Annotated in this window: 15 protein-coding genes; 5 read left to right on the top strand and 10 right to left on the bottom strand. The window is 46.7% G+C overall.

Going from position 1 to position 16,387, the window contains the following annotated elements; all coding sequences use genetic code 11:
- The first annotated feature begins 17 nt into the window (after nucleotides 1-17).
- Nucleotides 18-2,096 carry an ATP-dependent DNA helicase RecG gene (recG, locus tag CSW98_RS15235; RefSeq protein ID WP_100801341.1) on the top strand — a complete coding sequence of 693 codons (2,079 nt, stop codon included), beginning with the start codon at nucleotides 18-20 and terminating at the stop codon, nucleotides 2,094-2,096.
- A gap of 13 nt (nucleotides 2,097-2,109) precedes the next feature.
- Here recG and envZ read toward each other — a convergent pair whose 3' ends face one another.
- From envZ to CSW98_RS15215, 4 genes are all read right to left on the bottom strand, one after another.
- Nucleotides 2,110-3,417, bottom strand: coding sequence for a two-component system sensor histidine kinase EnvZ (envZ, locus tag CSW98_RS15230; protein WP_100801340.1), 1,308 nt, complete (start codon nucleotides 3,415-3,417; stop codon nucleotides 2,110-2,112).
- Between the two features lie 2 nt (nucleotides 3,418-3,419).
- Nucleotides 3,420-4,139, bottom strand: coding sequence for an osmolarity response regulator transcription factor OmpR (gene ompR / locus CSW98_RS15225; protein WP_100801339.1), 720 nt, complete (start codon nucleotides 4,137-4,139; stop codon nucleotides 3,420-3,422).
- A gap of 157 nt (nucleotides 4,140-4,296) precedes the next feature.
- On the bottom strand, nucleotides 4,297-4,785 hold the full coding sequence (greB, locus tag CSW98_RS15220; RefSeq protein WP_100801338.1) for a transcription elongation factor GreB: 489 nt from the start codon (nucleotides 4,783-4,785) through the stop codon (nucleotides 4,297-4,299).
- A gap of 9 nt (nucleotides 4,786-4,794) precedes the next feature.
- Nucleotides 4,795-6,366 (bottom strand): putative bifunctional diguanylate cyclase/phosphodiesterase, encoded by a 1,572-nt coding sequence (locus CSW98_RS15215; protein WP_100801337.1) that lies wholly within the window; start codon nucleotides 6,364-6,366, stop codon nucleotides 4,795-4,797.
- Between the two features lie 275 nt (nucleotides 6,367-6,641).
- On the opposite strand from CSW98_RS15215, the gene CSW98_RS15210 reads away from it, so the two are divergent.
- Nucleotides 6,642-8,981 carry a Tex family protein gene (locus CSW98_RS15210; RefSeq protein WP_100801336.1) on the top strand — a complete coding sequence of 780 codons (2,340 nt, stop codon included), beginning with the start codon at nucleotides 6,642-6,644 and terminating at the stop codon, nucleotides 8,979-8,981.
- Between the two features lie 98 nt (nucleotides 8,982-9,079).
- On the opposite strand, the gene CSW98_RS15205 is transcribed toward CSW98_RS15210, so the two are convergent.
- On the bottom strand, nucleotides 9,080-9,550 hold the full coding sequence (locus CSW98_RS15205; RefSeq protein ID WP_100801335.1) for an ATP-dependent Lon protease: 471 nt from the start codon (nucleotides 9,548-9,550) through the stop codon (nucleotides 9,080-9,082).
- 146 nt (nucleotides 9,551-9,696) lie between these two features.
- Entirely contained in the window at nucleotides 9,697-10,464 is a 768-nt protein-coding gene (gene bioH / locus CSW98_RS15200) for a pimeloyl-ACP methyl ester esterase BioH (RefSeq protein WP_100801334.1), read from the bottom strand.
- A 92-nt stretch (nucleotides 10,465-10,556) separates the two neighbouring features.
- Here bioH and CSW98_RS15195 point away from each other — a divergent pair, with 92 nt between their 5' ends.
- Nucleotides 10,557-11,267: a ComF family protein gene (locus CSW98_RS15195; RefSeq protein ID WP_100801333.1), complete on the top strand. Its 711-nt coding sequence runs from the start codon at nucleotides 10,557-10,559 to the stop codon at nucleotides 11,265-11,267.
- Nucleotides 11,268-11,348: 81 nt separating this feature from the next.
- Nucleotides 11,349-11,942, top strand: a complete 594-nt coding sequence (gene nfuA, locus CSW98_RS15190) for a Fe-S biogenesis protein NfuA (protein WP_269799027.1) — start codon at nucleotides 11,349-11,351, stop codon at nucleotides 11,940-11,942.
- Nucleotides 11,943-12,002: 60 nt separating this feature from the next.
- Here nfuA and hemN read toward each other — a convergent pair whose 3' ends face one another.
- From hemN to CSW98_RS15170, 4 genes are all read right to left on the bottom strand, one after another.
- Complete coding sequence (gene hemN / locus CSW98_RS15185; protein ID WP_100801332.1) at nucleotides 12,003-13,376, bottom strand: oxygen-independent coproporphyrinogen III oxidase; 1,374 nt, start codon at nucleotides 13,374-13,376, stop codon at nucleotides 12,003-12,005.
- A 202-nt stretch (nucleotides 13,377-13,578) separates the two neighbouring features.
- Nucleotides 13,579-14,082 carry a DUF2489 domain-containing protein gene (locus CSW98_RS15180; RefSeq protein ID WP_100801331.1) on the bottom strand — a complete coding sequence of 168 codons (504 nt, stop codon included), beginning with the start codon at nucleotides 14,080-14,082 and terminating at the stop codon, nucleotides 13,579-13,581.
- Nucleotides 14,083-14,087: 5 nt separating this feature from the next.
- Nucleotides 14,088-14,651 (bottom strand): Der GTPase-activating protein YihI, encoded by a 564-nt coding sequence (yihI, locus tag CSW98_RS15175; RefSeq protein ID WP_100801330.1) that lies wholly within the window; start codon nucleotides 14,649-14,651, stop codon nucleotides 14,088-14,090.
- A complete protein-coding gene (locus CSW98_RS15170) occupies nucleotides 14,651-15,289 on the bottom strand; it encodes a methyltransferase domain-containing protein (RefSeq protein WP_100801329.1) in 639 nt (212 codons plus the stop codon). The genes yihI and CSW98_RS15170 overlap by 1 nt, the downstream gene beginning before the upstream one ends.
- A 163-nt stretch (nucleotides 15,290-15,452) precedes the next feature.
- On the opposite strand from CSW98_RS15170, the gene yihA reads away from it, so the two are divergent.
- Complete coding sequence (yihA, locus tag CSW98_RS15165) at nucleotides 15,453-16,124, top strand: ribosome biogenesis GTP-binding protein YihA/YsxC (protein WP_100801328.1); 672 nt, start codon at nucleotides 15,453-15,455, stop codon at nucleotides 16,122-16,124.
- The last annotated feature ends 263 nt before the right edge of the window (nucleotides 16,125-16,387 follow it).

The following is a 16,387-nucleotide window of genomic DNA, read 5'->3' as shown; positions in this document are numbered from 1 at the left end:
ATATAGAGAGAGCCCCCATGTCCCAACTCTTATCTGCTGTTCCTGTGACCGCCTTATCCGGTGTAGGAGCCAAAGTTGCAGAAAAACTGGCCAAAGTGGGACTGCATACCATTCAGGACATACTGTTTCATCTTCCTCTGCGTTACGAAGACCGCACCCGAATTTACCCCATGGCAAAAGTACATGCCGGACTCTGGGGAGCGGTACAGGGTAAAGTCATGAATACAGATACCGTTTTCGGCCGGAAAAAGATGCTGACCGTTAAGCTAAGTGATGGTAATGGCACTCTCACCCTGCGCTTTTTTAACTTCACTGCAGGAATGAAGAACAACTTTACTGAGGGTCGTATTGTTTATGCCTACGGAGAAATAAAGCGCGGTAGTTATGGGTTGGAAATTATCCACCCGGACTACCAGTTTTTCACCACCACTCAAAAACCTGATACACAACAAACCCTTACCCCCGTCTATCCGACAACGGAAGGTCTACGCCAAAATACCCTGCGCAACCTTACCGACCAGGCACTGGCTTTACTGGACAACGCTGCGGTAGAAGAGTTACTCCCAGACGGACTTTATCCGAATCAAATGAGCATGGGGCAGGCGCTGCATATCATCCATAGGCCACCTGCGAATATCCATCCGGAAGAGTTCGAGCTGGGACAGCACCCAGCGCAGCAACGCCTGATTCTGGAAGAGCTGCTGGCACAGAACCTCTCCATGCTGGCAGTACGCAGTAAAGGCCAGCAGGATACTGCTCTTCCTTTAGCACCAACCCATCGATTAAAAGACCAGTTGCTACATCAGCTTCCCTTTTCTCCTACTACAGCCCAAAACAGGGTTGTCCGTGAGATTGAAACCGATCTCGCCAAACCTCACCCTATGATGCGGTTGGTACAGGGTGATGTCGGCTCTGGAAAAACGCTGGTCGCAGCTTTAGCAGCGCTAAGAGCCATAGAACACGGTTATCAGGTTGCACTGATGGCTCCAACAGAACTATTGGCAGAACAACATGCAATTAACTTTTCCGGCTGGCTGAAGCCTTTAGGCATTAACACCGGATGGCTGGCTGGAAAACTCAAAGGAAAAGCACGCGAAGCCGAGCTGGAGAACATTGCTTCAGGTAAATCACAGATGGTTGTCGGAACCCACGCTCTGTTTCAGGAGCAGGTACATTTCCATCATCTGGCGCTAATCATTATTGACGAACAGCACCGTTTTGGTGTCCACCAGCGCCTGAAATTACGGGAAAAAGGAGAAGCTCAGGGAGCATTCCCTCATCAGTTGATCATGACAGCAACTCCGATTCCCCGCACACTGGCAATGACCGCCTATGCAGATCTAGAAACATCGATCATTGATGAATTACCTCCGGGACGAACACCGGTTACCACCGTTGCTATTCCGGACAGTAAACGGGATGAAATTATCCAACGGGTACGCCATGCCTGCCTGAATGAGAACAAACAAGCCTATTGGGTTTGTACCCTGATCGATGAATCAGAAGTTCTGGAAGCTCAGGCAGCAGCAGATACCGCACAAGAACTGCAACGCCAGTTGCCGGATCTGAACATTGGTCTGGTACATGGCAGGATGAAGCCGGATGAAAAACAAACCGTCATGCAGCAATTCAAGGACAACCAACTGCACCTGCTGGTTGCAACTACGGTAATTGAAGTCGGAGTTGATGTACCGAATGCCAGTCTGATGATTATAGAAAACCCGGAACGTCTGGGGCTGGCGCAGCTTCATCAGCTACGCGGACGGGTCGGACGGGGCTCCGTAGCCAGTCACTGTGTACTGCTTTATCATGCTCCTCTATCAAAAACAGCCCAGAAAAGGCTTGGCGTATTAAGGGAAAGCAGTGATGGGTTTGTTATAGCCCAGAAAGATCTGGAGATCCGGGGACCCGGTGAACTACTGGGAACCAAACAGACCGGTCTGGCTGATTTTAAGATTGCCGATCTGATCCGTGATCAGCGCCTGATCCCAGAAGTGCAGCGCCTCGCCCGTCACGTCCATGAGCGTTATCCTGACAATGCTCAGGCAATTATTCAACGCTGGCTCGGTGAACGGGATCTATACGCAAAAGCTTAATAATAACCGATGATCACACAGGGAAACTGACCTGCACTTTCAGTCCTCCCTCAGAACGGTTATTAACAGAAACAGCACCACCATGCTGAACAACGATGCGCTTCACAATGGCCAACCCAAGCCCGGTTCCTTCACTGCCTCTGGCAGCATCCCCCCTGACAAAGGGTTCAAACAGCTTATTTAACTGCTCAGCGTCAATCCCCGGACCATTGTCTTCCACACAAATCCAGACCTGTTTTTTATCAGCACTCAGCCCGGTAGTGAGTAATACCCAACCATGACCATAGCGTATCGCATTGATCACCAAGTTGGTGACGGCACGCCGGATGGCTACCGGATTTCCCGGAAATGGTTTCAGTTCATCATAAAGAAAAGCTTCCATCTGCACCGCCTGCTCTGTTTGTTCGGAGTTGACGATTCCTTCAACGATCCGGTTCAGGTTAACCGGCTCATATTTATCCGGTTCTGCCGGCCGCAGGTAATCCATAAACTGACCGATAATTTCATTACACTCTTCCGTATCCTGAATAATACTTTCGGCCAGAAAACCTTCCTCCGGAGACATCATTTCCGTTGCAAGACGAATGCGGGTTAAAGGGGTACGCAGATCATGACTCACCCCCGCCATCAGAAGTGTTCTGTCGTCTTCCAGAGCCTGAATACCTTTCGACATCTGATTAAATGCCTTGGTGACTGCCCGGATTTCTGTTGCTCCGCTCACTGGCAGAGGAGATGGTGTTTCTCCGCGCCCAACTTTCAATGCAGCCTGCTCCAGTGCAATAAGCGGCCGGTTGCGCAGGCGAATATAAACCCAGCTACAGCCGATAATGAGCAGCGCCATCAGAATACTGTTATAGAACAGAGGGGCAAAATCCTCTTCTTGTAATTCAGACAATGGGATCCGCAACAGCATATGCGGAAAAGCTTCAATTCGGATCCAGAGTACATAGCTTTCGTGACCCAGGATCAGCCGGACTTCTGCCGGAGTGCCCAGATCCCGGCTCATATCATCACTGAGAAAATCAATCTGAGTCGCGTGTTCAAATTCGGCAGCCAAAGGTTCATCACTATGATGTAAAGTCAGTCCCAACTGCTTTAGCAAATGTCTTTGCAAGGAAGGAGAAAGCGCCAAAGCTTGTTCCTGAACTTCCGCCTGATCCAGCATCAAATCAACTTCATAGGCCAAAATACGGTTAAACTGCTGCAGACCGGGGAGCAAAGCATAGTGGAATACCGCGTAAAAAACGAAACCCTGACTGGCAACAAGAACCAGAATAAGCAACAGGATGGTCTGAGTTCGCGAACGACGGAGTTTTAACACCCTCAGCTTTTCCTTCCATCCGGCACAAAGACATATCCAAGACCCCAAACTGTCTGGATATAACGCGGATGACCAGGATCCTCCTCCAGCATCCGTCGTAATCTGGAAACCTGCACATCAATGGAACGTTCCATTGCAGAATACTCGCGCCCACGGGCCATATTCATCAGCTTATCGCGTGACATCGGCTCTCTGGGGTTGGTCACAAGAGCTTTCAGTACCGCAAATTCACCAGAAGTAAGAGGCAGAACCTCTTCACCCCGAAACATTTCCCGGGTACCAAGGTTAAGCGTGAATCCTCCAAATTCAACCAGAGATTCCTGACTACTTGGTGCCCCCGGGGCTTCGATAGTCTGACGACGCAGCACGGCTTTAATTCGAGCCAGAAGCTCTCTGGGATTGAACGGCTTAGGCAAGTAATCATCAGCTCCCACTTCCAGCCCAACAATACGATCAATCTCATCACCTTTCGCCGTCAGCATAAGAATAGGTAAGCTATTTTCTGCACGACGCAGACGGCGACAAATCGATAACCCGTCTTCTCCGGGTAACATCAAATCCAACACCATCAGGTGAAAATTTTCCCGCTTGAGCAGCCGATCCATTTGTTCACCGTTCGCGACACTGCGCACCTGAAAGCCCTGCTCGGACAGATAACGTTCTAATAATGAACGCAGACGAACATCATCATCAACCACTAAAATTTTAAAGTTTTCATGCATAATCAGGTTCCGATACTATTGCGTAAAAAAGAACTGATAAATTTATCATTATCGTTATAGAAATCATGAAAAGAATTGTTAAGGTTTATTTCACTTATTCATCAGCTGATTAATCTAACAACCTCTAAAAACTCAAGCTAATTAACCTAAAAAACCACTAAGATTCCATATTTTTACGGTATTCGATCGAATTAATAAACCACTCTTTATCACCTTCCGGTGTTCTGACATACACTTCATCATCCACACTTTTTTTCAGCAGCGCACGAGCCATTGGCGAATCGATAGAGATATAATCTTTGGCATCACCGTAAATTTCCTCCGGACCAACGATACGAAATATTTTTACGTCACCCGCAACATTCTCTATTTCAACCCAGGCTCCAAAAAAGACCTTTCCTTCCTGCTGAGGAGAGTAGTCAACAATCGTCACCTCAGAAAAGTATTTTCTTAAGAACCGCACCCTACGGTCAATCTGCCGCAACAGACGTTTATTAAAAGTATAATCAGCATTTTCCGAACGATCTCCCAGACTGGCGGCCCATGTCACTATTTTTGTGACTTCGGGGCGTCGTTCATTCCACAGATAATCATGCTCCTGCTTCAGCTTGTTGTAACCTTCTCGGGTGATTAATTTGGTTTTCACGTATTTATCTCAATTGTATTGTTTCTCGGCTTCTACCCAATCACGGAAAGCCTCTCCGGGAATCGGTTTTGAGAAATAATACCCTTGTACTTTTTTACACCCAAGCTCTTTTAATTTTTCACACTGTTCTAAGGTTTCTATGCCCTCAGCCACCAAATCCAGACCAAAACTTTTTGCCAGCCCGATGATGCTGCTTACCATCTTAAAATCATTATCATCCACTAAAAAGTTAGATACAAAAGAACGGTCGATCTTCAGTTGTGCTACCGGCAATACCCGCAACTGATTCAGAGCGGAGAATCCTGTACCGAAATCGTCAAGAGAAAAACTCGTTCCTCGCTCACAGCAAGCGGCCATTGACTGACGAACCTGATGGTAGTCAGTCATCTTCCCGGTTTCAGTTATCTCTATCTTGAGTGACTCAGGAGAAACATCCGCGTATTTTTGTAGCAGTTGCTCTAAACGCTCCGGATAATTTTTCTGCTGCAGATGATAGGGAGAAACATTGACACTTACCGTCAAATCCGGATCCAGATTTTTCAGTCCTGACAAAACCTGTAACGCGCTCTCCATAACCCACTCACCAAGGCGAACAGACACCGGATGCCCTTCAATAGCATCAAGAAATTTATCCGGGGTCAGGAAACCTTTTTCAGGGTGATTCCAACGAATTAATGCTTCAGCACCAACGGTCTGATTTGAGAGTAAATCAAGCTGAGGCTGAAAAAACAATTCCAGCTCACCTTCACTGATCGCCCGTTCAATATCTGCACGAATATATTGTTCACGCTTAATCGCTACCTGAGCCTGCCTGTTGTATATGCGGTAATAGGTTCCCTCATGCTGACGGCACTGGAACAAAGCCAGCTCAGCCTGACGCAGCAGATTCAGTGCGCTGATCGTATAGTCTTCTGCATAAGAATAGATAGAAACACCAAGACTGCAGTTTATCTGTATCAACTCCCCTTCCCCTAATACCTGAATACAGGCATTATTACGTATATTTTCCAGCTGCTGATGTAAGTTATCTGAGGTATGTTTTTTCATAATCAGCGCAAATTCATCGACGCCAACACGAGCAAGAATATCACCATCACGCGCAGAAAAACGAAGCTGCCTTGCAAGACTCTTCAATACAATATCAGCCGTTTTCTCAGGATATCGGCTGGTAATATGTTTAAAACGGTCAACATTAATAAGCACTAAAACTAATCTTTCAGCTCCAGAAATACTTTCCTGTATTGCTTCTTCCAGTGCTTTTTCCAATGAAGAACGATTAAAAAGTTTGGTCAATGTATCGTATTTCATCTGCTGCAACAGTGCCTGTTCATATTGTTGTCGATTTCTCATTTCCGCCATGTAATCCCGCCAACGCCGGTATGCAAACCACAGCAAGACTACCGGGCTGAACAATGAGATAAGAAACAGTTCATCTAACTCCCACGCTTCATGGCGATCAACAAATCTCAGCAAGAATTCAAAGGTATCGAAATGCGCAAATATCACACTCAATAAGCCTAATATAATTACTGCCTTGGCAATATCCGTAAAAACTCTGTATGTATTGACAGAGGATGTCATAATGTTTTCCGTACTAGTCAATCAGTTACATAAAAGGTGAACGTATTCTACATAATAATCAATTACATTAAAGAATATTTTTATCAAAATTAATCTTCATTAATGAATGGAAAAGATAAATAATTAAAGATAATTAAAAGAAAGTAACAATATTTTATTTTACAGCTCAATATGTAAAAATAATTCTCTTGCTATTATGTTATCCCGGTGCTGGAAATTGGCATATTTGCCCCCATTTACAGGAATAAGATATGAGTAAATGAAAGAGAAAACGGATGAGCCAAGCGATCTCCGCCCAGAAAACAATTTGCCACCAGCTCGCACAGGAGCTGAATGTTCGTCCAGAGCAGGTGAATGCAGCCGTCACCCTGATTGATGACGGCAACACAGTACCTTTTATCGCCCGTTACCGTAAAGAAGTGACTGGCGGGTTGGATGATACCCAACTCCGGACGCTGGATAGTCGTCTCAGCTACCTGAGAGAAATGGATGAGCGCCGTCAGACCATTCTAAAATCAATTCAGGATCAGGGTAAACTGACCGCTGAACTGGAACAGGCCATTCAACAGGCCGACAGTAAAACCCGTCTGGAAGACCTGTATTTGCCTTATAAACCCAAACGCCGAACGAAGGGTCAGATTGCTATTGAAGCCGGACTGGAACCTTTGGCTGACGCCCTGTGGCATCAGCCGCAGACAGAGCCAGAATCAGAAGCCGCTCACTATATCAATACCGATAAAGGCATTTCCGATACCAAAGCCGCTCTGGATGGAGCCCGGGCTATTATTATGGAGCGCATCGGAGAAGATGCCGATCTGCTGGAAAAAATCCGCCGTTATCTGAACAGCCATGCTGAAATCTGTTCTCGCGTTATTACGGGTAAAGAGCAGGAAGGCGAAAAATTTAAAGATTATTTCGAACATCACGAACGCATCAGTCACGTACCCTCTCATCGGGCTCTGGCGATGCTGCGCGGACGCAATGAAGGCTTTCTTCAGCTTTCCCTAAATGCTGATCCACAACAAGAAGAGCAGAGCCGTCACTCCTATTGTGAAACCATTATCGCCGATCATTACGCTGTTCACCTGAGCGAAGCTGCTGCAGATAACTGGCGTAAACAAGTAATCAGTTGGGCATGGCGGATCAAAGTCTCTATGCATATGGAAACAGAACTGATGGGAGTAATGAAAGAACGCGCCGAGATTGAGGCCATTGAAGTATTTGCAACCAATCTGAAAGACCTTCTGATGGCCGCGCCTGCAGGACCACGGGCAACATTGGGGCTGGATCCCGGCCTGCGTACCGGCTCGAAAATCGCCGTTGTGGACTCAACCGGTAAACTGCTGGCAACAGAGACTATCTATCCAAACCCACCGCATAAGCAGATTGAAAAATCTGCCCATATCGTTGAGCAATTAATCCGTCGCCACAATGTCGATCTGATAGCAATAGGTAATGGAACGGCTTCCCGAGAAACCGACGCTTTTATAGCAGATACTCTGAAAAAAGCGGGGCTAAATATACAGACTGTTGTCGTGAGCGAAGCTGGGGCTTCCGTCTACTCAGCTTCTGAACTGGCAGCCAACGAATTTCCGAATCTGGATGTTTCCTTACGTGGTGCGGTTTCCATCGCTCGCCGACTTCAGGATCCACTGGCAGAACTGGTAAAAATTGACCCCAAATCCATCGGTGTGGGCCAGTACCAACATGATGTCAGTCAGAGTATGCTGGCGAAGCGTCTGGATGCCATTGTTGAAGACTGTGTTAATGCCGTAGGCGTGGACGTCAATACCGCCTCCCCAGCTCTGCTGACTCGTGTTGCCGGACTGTCTGCGACTATTGCTCAGAATATTGTTAACCACAGAGATGAAAACGGACGTTTTGCAACCCGGACAGCACTGAAAAAAGTAGCTCGTCTCGGCCCGAAGGCCTACGAACAGTGTGCCGGTTTTCTGCGGATTATGGACGGAAAAAATCCACTGGATGCTTCAGCCGTTCACCCGGAAGCCTACCCGGTCGTAAAAGCTATTGCAGAAAAAAACAACAAAGACATTAAGGCACTGATCGGTAACAGCGACTTCCTGCAAAGTCTGAAAGCCGCCGATTATACCGATACGACCTTTGGTATACCGACAGTCAGCGATATTATCAGAGAACTGGACAAACCGGGACGAGACCCACGTCCGGAGTTCAGAACCGCTACCTTTGCCGACGGTATCAATGAAGTTTCCGACCTGGAACCCGGCATGGTTCTGGAAGGTGTCGTCTCCAATGTAGCCAACTTTGGAGCTTTCGTAGATATTGGCGTACATCAGGACGGGCTGGTACATATTTCAGCATTGACGGATCGTTTTATTGCCGACCCGAGAGACGTCGTAAAAGCCGGAGATATCGTCAAAGTCAAAGTGATGGAAGTAGATATTCAACGCAAACGGATCAGCCTATCCATGCGTCTGACTGACGAACCAGGACAAGATAACCGTCCTGCCCGTAATAACCAGAACAGCAGGCCAAAAGAAACATCCCGCAAACAGCAAAGTCAACGTACTGAACCGCAGAATAACAGCGCAATGGGTGGTGCTTTTGCTGCAGCATTTGCTAAAGCTAAAAAATAACTTATCGGTGAGCACACAATAAGTTAGTCGATAAAACAAAAGCCTGCAGAATCCAATTCTGCAGGCTTTTTATTGACTAAATCCTGAGATTCAGCTCTCTACAGCACCGCTATCACCTCAGAAGGTGTATTTGGTGCGACAGCATGACCATAGTGATATTTGATCACTGTACGGCGTCGCTCCATCTTGCCCTGTATAATCGCCGACAATAATAAACTTCGCGGTAAGCGGAATCGTATGGTGTAACCCATCCCCTGTTTCTCGGCATATGTTTGCAGAGCTATCAGCTCAAACAGCCGAGCCAGCCGGTCTTTCGGTTCCTCATGATAATCCGATGACGTGCTTCGCTCATTGTCCAGTTCATAATCAGGGTGGTCAGACGGATCCCAGACAGTTTGTCTCCGGCGTTTATCTTCTGCCTTGACCTTTTTTTCTGCCGCGGTTTTCGTCAGTTCAACTGGCGGTCTTACGGGTTCCCGAATACGGTTATCCCGGGCAACCTGCTCAGTAGGAACATTGACCGAAGGGGCAATCAGTGGCACGTTCACATTGGTCGGCGACACAATCATGACAAACCTCCTTCATTTTCAATCAGTCGTTAAGCTGACAGATATATGTCCGTCCTCTCACCGCCTGATACCACCGGAACCGGACACTTTTCTGAAGACAGAAAACTACCGGGCCGGTCAGATTCTTTATCGGCCGGATCGCTCAATTATTTACCACTAAAAAGCAGCAGTTGTGCACAAAATTCATCCAACTCTGTCATAAACGGCGCATGTGACGATTTTGCGAACGTAAACGGTTTGCTATCCGGATGTAGTACAGTGACGTCTTCTGCAACGCTAACCGGCACCAGTCCATCTAACCGACCATATAAACGCAGAAAAGGCTGACAAATCCCCTTCAACTGAGAGCGTAAGTCGATATCCGCCAGCAAACCCAACCCCAGCTGCAATGCACCCGGATTCGGTTCCGGACGTGACAGCACCGCTTGTTTCAGCGCCTTGATATCCTGCTTTGCAGTGGGACTTCCCATCGCCTGTAAGACCATAAAACGTTCAACAGTGACAGCAAAGTCCTGTGACAGCAGGTCAGTAAAAGCAGCCAGTACCTTCGGTTGGATCCCTCGCCACGGCTTTTCCGCAGAGAATTTCGGGGAGCTGGCAACCGTCACCAGTTTTTTTATTCTTTGCGGATAATTCAAAGCAATATGCGTAGCAATCAGTCCCCCCAAGGACCAGCCAACCCAGATCGCCTGCTCAGGGGCTTCTGCCAGAAGCTGTTCAACAATCTCCTGCAGGCTGCCGGCATGACATCCGGCACTGTAGCCATAACCCGGCAGATCAACAACATGCACCTGAAAACAAGAAGAAAGGACATCAACGGTCTGCTGCCAGACAGCTCCGTTCATGCCCCAGCCATGAACCAGAACCAAATCTTCGCCAGCTCCTTCTCTCTGCCAGTATAAAGATGAGCTCATGTTCTAAACCTCTACGACTTTGTTCATGCTGCTGCGATAAAAAACTGCCGTATTCTGGTTGCCTGTTCAGCAGATATAACACGACAACACTTATGTTCCGACATTGTATTCACCACCATTGTACCTCACTCTGCCATCTTTGTGGTCTCCCACTCCCGTCACTCAATCAGACCATCTGGTGCCCTCATTGTCTGAATTACTTTCAGCCTTCCCCACGCTGTCTGCGCTGCGGGCTGCCGACGCTGGCTGAAACGTCTCTATGCGGCCAGTGCCTTAGCAGCCCTCCGCCCTGGCAGCGTCTTTTCTGTGTCGGGGATTACCAGTTCCCGCTTTCCGGTTATATTCATCAGTTAAAACATCAGCAAAAACCAGAGCTATCCCGGGATCTGGCTTACCTGCTCGCACCTCGTATCAGTCAGCCAGCACCGTTAATTACCTGTGTTCCCCTGCACTGGAAACGACAACTGAAACGGGGATTCAACCAGAGTGAACGGCTTAGCTACTATCTCTCCCGAGAATTGATCCGCTCCGGCTATCCAACCCGGTTGGATAGCCGTCTTTTTAAGCGCATCAAGGCAACACCTCCACAACAGGGGCTGGATAAAAAAGAAAGAGAGAGCAACCTGAAAGACGCATTTGTTCTGCGCCACAGCCCCCTTTATTCGCATGTCGCAATTGTGGATGATGTTGTGACAACAGGCAGTACAATACGACATTTGTGTTCCCAACTGCTTGATGTCGGAGTAAAAACCATCGATATTTATTGTGTCTGCCGCACACCCGAGCCATCATCGGAACGATGATGGCTCAAAAAAAGCTGGAAACCAAGCGTGGCAAGAGTAAAATAAAATCTAATAACCTACGAAAACAGTCGGGTATTTATCGTGTCAGAATCAAATATTATTACTATCAGTGAAGCAGCACAGGCTCACTTCAGCAAATTGCTGGAGCAACAGCCTGAAGGAACAAACATCCGCGTATTTGTTGTTAATCCGGGCACACCCAATGCGGAATGCGGTGTATCTTATTGTCCGAAAGAAGCGGTAGAAAGCAGTGATACAGAAATGCAGTATGATGCCTTTTCTGCTTTTGTCGATGAACTCAGCCTACCTTTTCTGGAAGAAGCAGAGATCGATTATATAACGGATAAAATGGGCTCTCAGTTAACACTGAAAGCACCGAATGCAAAAACACGCAAAGTCGCCGACGATGCACCACTTATGGAACGAGTTGACTATGCAATTCAGAGCCAGATCAATCCACAACTAGCCAGTCATGGCGGCTTTATCAGCTTGCACGAAATTACTGATGAAGGTGTTGCCGTTATTCAGTTCGGCGGGGGCTGTAATGGTTGTTCGATGGTGGATATGACTTTGAAAGATGGTGTGGAAAAAGAACTGCTGCAAATGTTTGAGGATGAACTGACAGCGGTACGGGATATAACCGAACATGCCCGAGGTGAGCACTCTTACTATTAAGAAAAGCCTTTCCATATACCCGGCTGCGCCTCTACGGCACAGTCGGTTTTCCTCCTTGGCTTAGATCACCCGGGAAAATTGTTGTTGTCTTGCTCTGTCGCGCAAATATTTATCAAAACACATACAAATATTGCGGATTAGCAACCGTCCTCTGGCTGTCACCTTAATGTCCTGCTCAGTCACTTCTACCAGTTTGTCGTCAATAAAGGTTTTCAGCAGAGTCAGATCCTCAGCAAAATATTGATCAAACCGGATACCGGTCTGCTTTTCGATCACTTGCTTATTCAGACTAAAATTACAGATCAGTGATTTGATCACCTTTCGCCGTAACAAATCATCATCATCCAGAGACAGGCCTTTCCATAACGCATGACGCATCTCATCAACCTGATTGTAATACTGTTTCAGATCTTTCTGATTCTGAGCATAAGAGTCACCGATCATAGAAATCGCTGACACACCGAATCCAACCAGATCACAGTCACCCTGTGTTGTATAGCCCTGAAAATTACGGTGCAGAACACCCTTTCGTTGTGCCACCGCCAGCTCATCATCCGGCAGAGCAAAATGATCCATACCGATGAACTGATAACCGGCCTCGGTCAGCATTGAAATAGTCAGCTGTAAAATAGCCATCTTCTCTTCCGCCGGGGGCATATCTTCTTCTCTCAGCTTCCGTTGAGCAGCAAACAACTGAGGCATATGCGCATAGTTAAAGACCGACAGCCTGCCTGGCTTCATCTCCAGAACCCTCGCAAGAGTTTGTGCAAACGATGACTTTGTCTGTTTCGGCAAACCATAAATCAGATCCAGATTAGTCGAGCGGAACCCCAGATCACGGGCTCGCTCAACCATCGCAAAGATAAAATCCTCATCCTGTTCTCGATTAACCGTTTGTTGAACCTCTTTACTAAAATCCTGAACACCGATACTTAGCCGGTTAAAACCTTCTGAGCGCAGATGGTCCAGCATATCCAGTTCGATTTCTCGTGGATCAACCTCGATACTGATTTCAGCATCCGGCTCAAAATAAAATTCACCTCGCAGGATCGCCATCAGACGGCTGAACTGCTTCTTTGACAGAAATGTTGGCGTACCACCACCAAAATGCAGTTGCGTTACCCGGCGCTCATTCAGTAAGAATGCCCTCTGACGAATCTCATGTTCCAGAGAATCAAGATACTCATCCGCCTTATGCGAATGGCGGGTAATCACCTTATTACAGCCACAGAAATAGCAGAGCTTGTGACAAAAAGGAATATGGATATAGATGGACAACGGGCGCTCTGGGTACTGAGTACATGCCATATCGAACTCAGCGATGGTGAACGCTTCATGGAACTCCAAAGCCGTCGGATAAGACGTGTATCTGGGTCCCGAATAATTGTATTTATCTAAAACAGCCTGATCCCAGACTATTTGCTCACTAGACATAGTGTTTGTCCCATTTTTACTTACTACTTTTGTGCTGACTGGTATAAATTATTATTGTGTGTATAGATATTTTGCCATATCAATATGATAGCAGCAGAGTCGTCAAATGATTTTGAATAAAAAACATTCAGAAGTGCTAGCGTGATCACTAACCCACCTGAATTAATCGTATTTTTATGATTTTATTCACTCAAAATCAGGGCTATGTCTGCCTGACAACAGATAACGTCTGTTCCGGAGCCTGCATCAAAGGCTGGATCTGGTTTCTTAGTTGCTCCAGCTCAGTTGTAATAACTGAAGCCAACCGTGATTCAGCCTGATATCGGATCCGATTCTGTTTCATCCGTTCCTGTCGGCTCAGTAATTGTCTCACATCTCCACGAGCCATATTTTTCACTGTCGTATACAGCTCAAACGTCGCCGGATACTGCTGCTCAACATCAATTCGAGACGTTCCCTGAACAAACTCCAGCATGCAACAAAGACGGATACTGATTTCAGCTAAATCGCACTGCTGCCGGATACCGACCATGCAAAGGGTATCCACATGATTAAAAATGTTTGCATTGCGTTTATCAATAGCGATGGCCTGAGCCGTCTGTCTCAGGTCATGCTGTTTTTTTACCTGCCGCCATAAATAACCCGCATACATCGCCAGTATCAGAATGATCACACCACCAGCAAAGATATATAGGGTTACATTCATTGCAGCTATCCTTTAAAGTCATCCAGATTAATATCTTCAAACTGAGCAAGCAGCTCGTCATCTGAAGACGTTTTTTGAAGTTTGCTTTTAACGGTCGGAAGTTGTGGCTCAATATCTTCCGGTTCTTCTTCCGCTTCATACAACCCAAGTTGCTTCATCAGAAGTTCAATCCGGTCTAGTTTCTGATCCACATAACTCTGCAGGCCAGCACCCAGCTTCTCACCATTTTCAATCCGATCCAGCAAGACATTCAATTGTGCATCATTCTCCAGCATTTCCAGCTCTTTTTCTGCTGATAAGCGACGTTGCTGCTTAGTGTTTTTCGATTTTACTTCCACCACCAGCGGGATCTTTTTCTTACTGCCCAAACGTGGATCTTTCACCTGAGCTGTGCCTTTTTGTCTGGCTTCTACCCCTTCTGAATGGCGACTGCCAGTTTTCAGCCCCTTACGCTTCTTTTCTTTCTTGCGCAAACGGCCATCCACATCCGACTGCGAGCGGTTGCGGGTAATTATCAGATCAACATCTCCCGTTGATCCCGGTTTTCTGGATTTCTTATTTCGACTCATTACTGGGGTTTCCTCAGTAAAATTACATCATTGCCAATAAATTCAAGTTGGAGCTTATCCCGCTCTGCCAGATACTGAAACGTAGCACGACTATAAAAACAGACATGGGTAATATCATTTTTATAGTGCCATCCAGCAAATGCTTCTGCATCTCTGACCTGCTTAGTCATAATACCAAGCCAGCCACCCGGCTTAACTAAATTCAACCATTGCTGCCACACCATATCCGGCTGATAGAGATGTTCTATCACTTCAGTGGCCGTTACAAAATCGTACTGTCTTTCCAAAGCCTTCTGCTCAGGATAGTAGTAGACGTCATACAACGCCATCGTATGCCCTGCGTCTTCCAACATCAGTGACAACGTTGGACCAGGACCGCAACCAAAATCTAATCCATCGGATGCAGGAGCGATCCTTTCCAGCATAGGCGCAGCCATCCGGGAAAGGAACCGGCGATAGCCAGGATCATCCGGACAGTTATCATGCAGATCATACATCGCTTTTTCTTCTCTAGCATTCAGCCGCATATCTGGCGGTACAAACACCAGACTACAATGATTGCACTGGTAATACTGCCGGCGCTTATCTTCAAAGTAAAAATCGGCATGAGCCGCTTTGCATAAGGGACACGAGTGCATAATGACATCCTCTGACTGGGAGGAGAAATTTACCAGATACGGCAAATAGAGTAAAAGATAAACGCGGCTGTCGTGCTATAATCAGCGCCCTTAATTGACCGGCGTGGTTATTTTCCACCCGAAAGCATCGAAAAGTATCAACTCAAGTCAAGCGGAGTACACTTTGAGCGTAAAAATTCATTATCAGAATACCCACTTTATAACCAGTGCCCCTGATATCCGTCATCTTCCGGAAGATGCCGGAATTGAGGTTGCATTCGCAGGGCGTTCTAATGCCGGTAAATCCAGTGCGCTAAACCGTCTGACCAACCAGCGTAATTTGGCCAAAACCAGTAAAACGCCGGGACGGACTCAGTTGATTAACCTGTTTAAAGTAGAAGAAGACTGTCATATTGTGGATCTGCCGGGATATGGATTCGCTCAGGTTCCCGTCGAAATGAAGCTTAAATGGCAAAAATCTCTGGGCGAATACCTGCAAAAGCGTGAGTGCCTGAAAGGACTGGTGGTATTAATGGATATCCGCCACCCGATGAAAGATCTGGATCAGCAGCTCATCTACTGGGCTGTAGAAAGCAATATTCCGGTACAGGTACTGTTAACCAAAGCGGATAAGCTCAAAAGCGGAGCCCGTAAAGCCCAGCTGTTGAAAATCCGTGAAGCGGCTCTGGCTTTCTGCGGGGATGTTCGTGTTGATGTGTTCTCATCTCTCAAAGGTATTGGTGTGGATCAACTACGCAACAAGCTGGACGAATGGTTTACACCGGCGATAGAAGCCCGGTTAGCCGCAGAAACAGAAGATACTCAACAGAACGACACACCAGAAAGTGAGGCGTGATCCACTTTCTACGCCAGTTCTTGTCGTCCTGAAAAACAAAAATCCCCACCATCCAGGTGGGGCAACGGGAGAGAATTAAGAGATATTATTATTGTTATGTGGTGAATCATTCATCATTTACGATCAAAACTCAAGTCTGATGCATCTTAAATCTTTTTTTCTGTCCAGATCTGCTCTCAACTTCTTTCGGCTGTTATAACTTACCTGTAGTTACACTTTGTTACTTGTTTTTCTGTGTAAATTATTATCTGTTTTCTGTATGA

The organism is Vibrio sp. HA2012 (assembly GCF_002812955.1).
Taxonomy (GTDB): domain Bacteria; phylum Pseudomonadota; class Gammaproteobacteria; order Enterobacterales; family Vibrionaceae; genus Vibrio.
Note: the sequence above shows the minus strand (reverse complement) of the source record. Positions and strands in the feature narration are given on the sequence as shown.

Bases quoted from the DNA above. Each gene is read 5' to 3' on its own strand.
- recG (WP_100801341.1), top strand. From the start codon at position 18: ATGTCCCAACTCTTATCTGCTGTTCCTGTGACCGCCTTATCCGGTGTA.
- ompR (WP_100801339.1), bottom strand. From the start codon at position 4,139: ATGCATGAAAACTTTAAAATTTTAGTGGTTGATGATGATGTTCGTCTG.
- CSW98_RS15215 (WP_100801337.1), bottom strand. From the start codon at position 6,366: ATGACATCCTCTGTCAATACATACAGAGTTTTTACGGATATTGCCAAG.
- CSW98_RS15210 (WP_100801336.1), top strand. From the start codon at position 6,642: ATGAGCCAAGCGATCTCCGCCCAGAAAACAATTTGCCACCAGCTCGCA.
- CSW98_RS15205 (WP_100801335.1), bottom strand. From the start codon at position 9,550: ATGATTGTGTCGCCGACCAATGTGAACGTGCCACTGATTGCCCCTTCG.
- bioH (WP_100801334.1), bottom strand. From the start codon at position 10,464: ATGAGCTCATCTTTATACTGGCAGAGAGAAGGAGCTGGCGAAGATTTG.
- CSW98_RS15195 (WP_100801333.1), top strand. From the start codon at position 10,557: ATGTTCCGACATTGTATTCACCACCATTGTACCTCACTCTGCCATCTT.
- hemN (WP_100801332.1), bottom strand. From the start codon at position 13,376: ATGTCTAGTGAGCAAATAGTCTGGGATCAGGCTGTTTTAGATAAATAC.
- CSW98_RS15180 (WP_100801331.1), bottom strand. From the start codon at position 14,082: ATGAATGTAACCCTATATATCTTTGCTGGTGGTGTGATCATTCTGATA.
- yihI (WP_100801330.1), bottom strand. From the start codon at position 14,651: ATGAGTCGAAATAAGAAATCCAGAAAACCGGGATCAACGGGAGATGTT.
- CSW98_RS15170 (WP_100801329.1), bottom strand. From the start codon at position 15,289: ATGCACTCGTGTCCCTTATGCAAAGCGGCTCATGCCGATTTTTACTTT.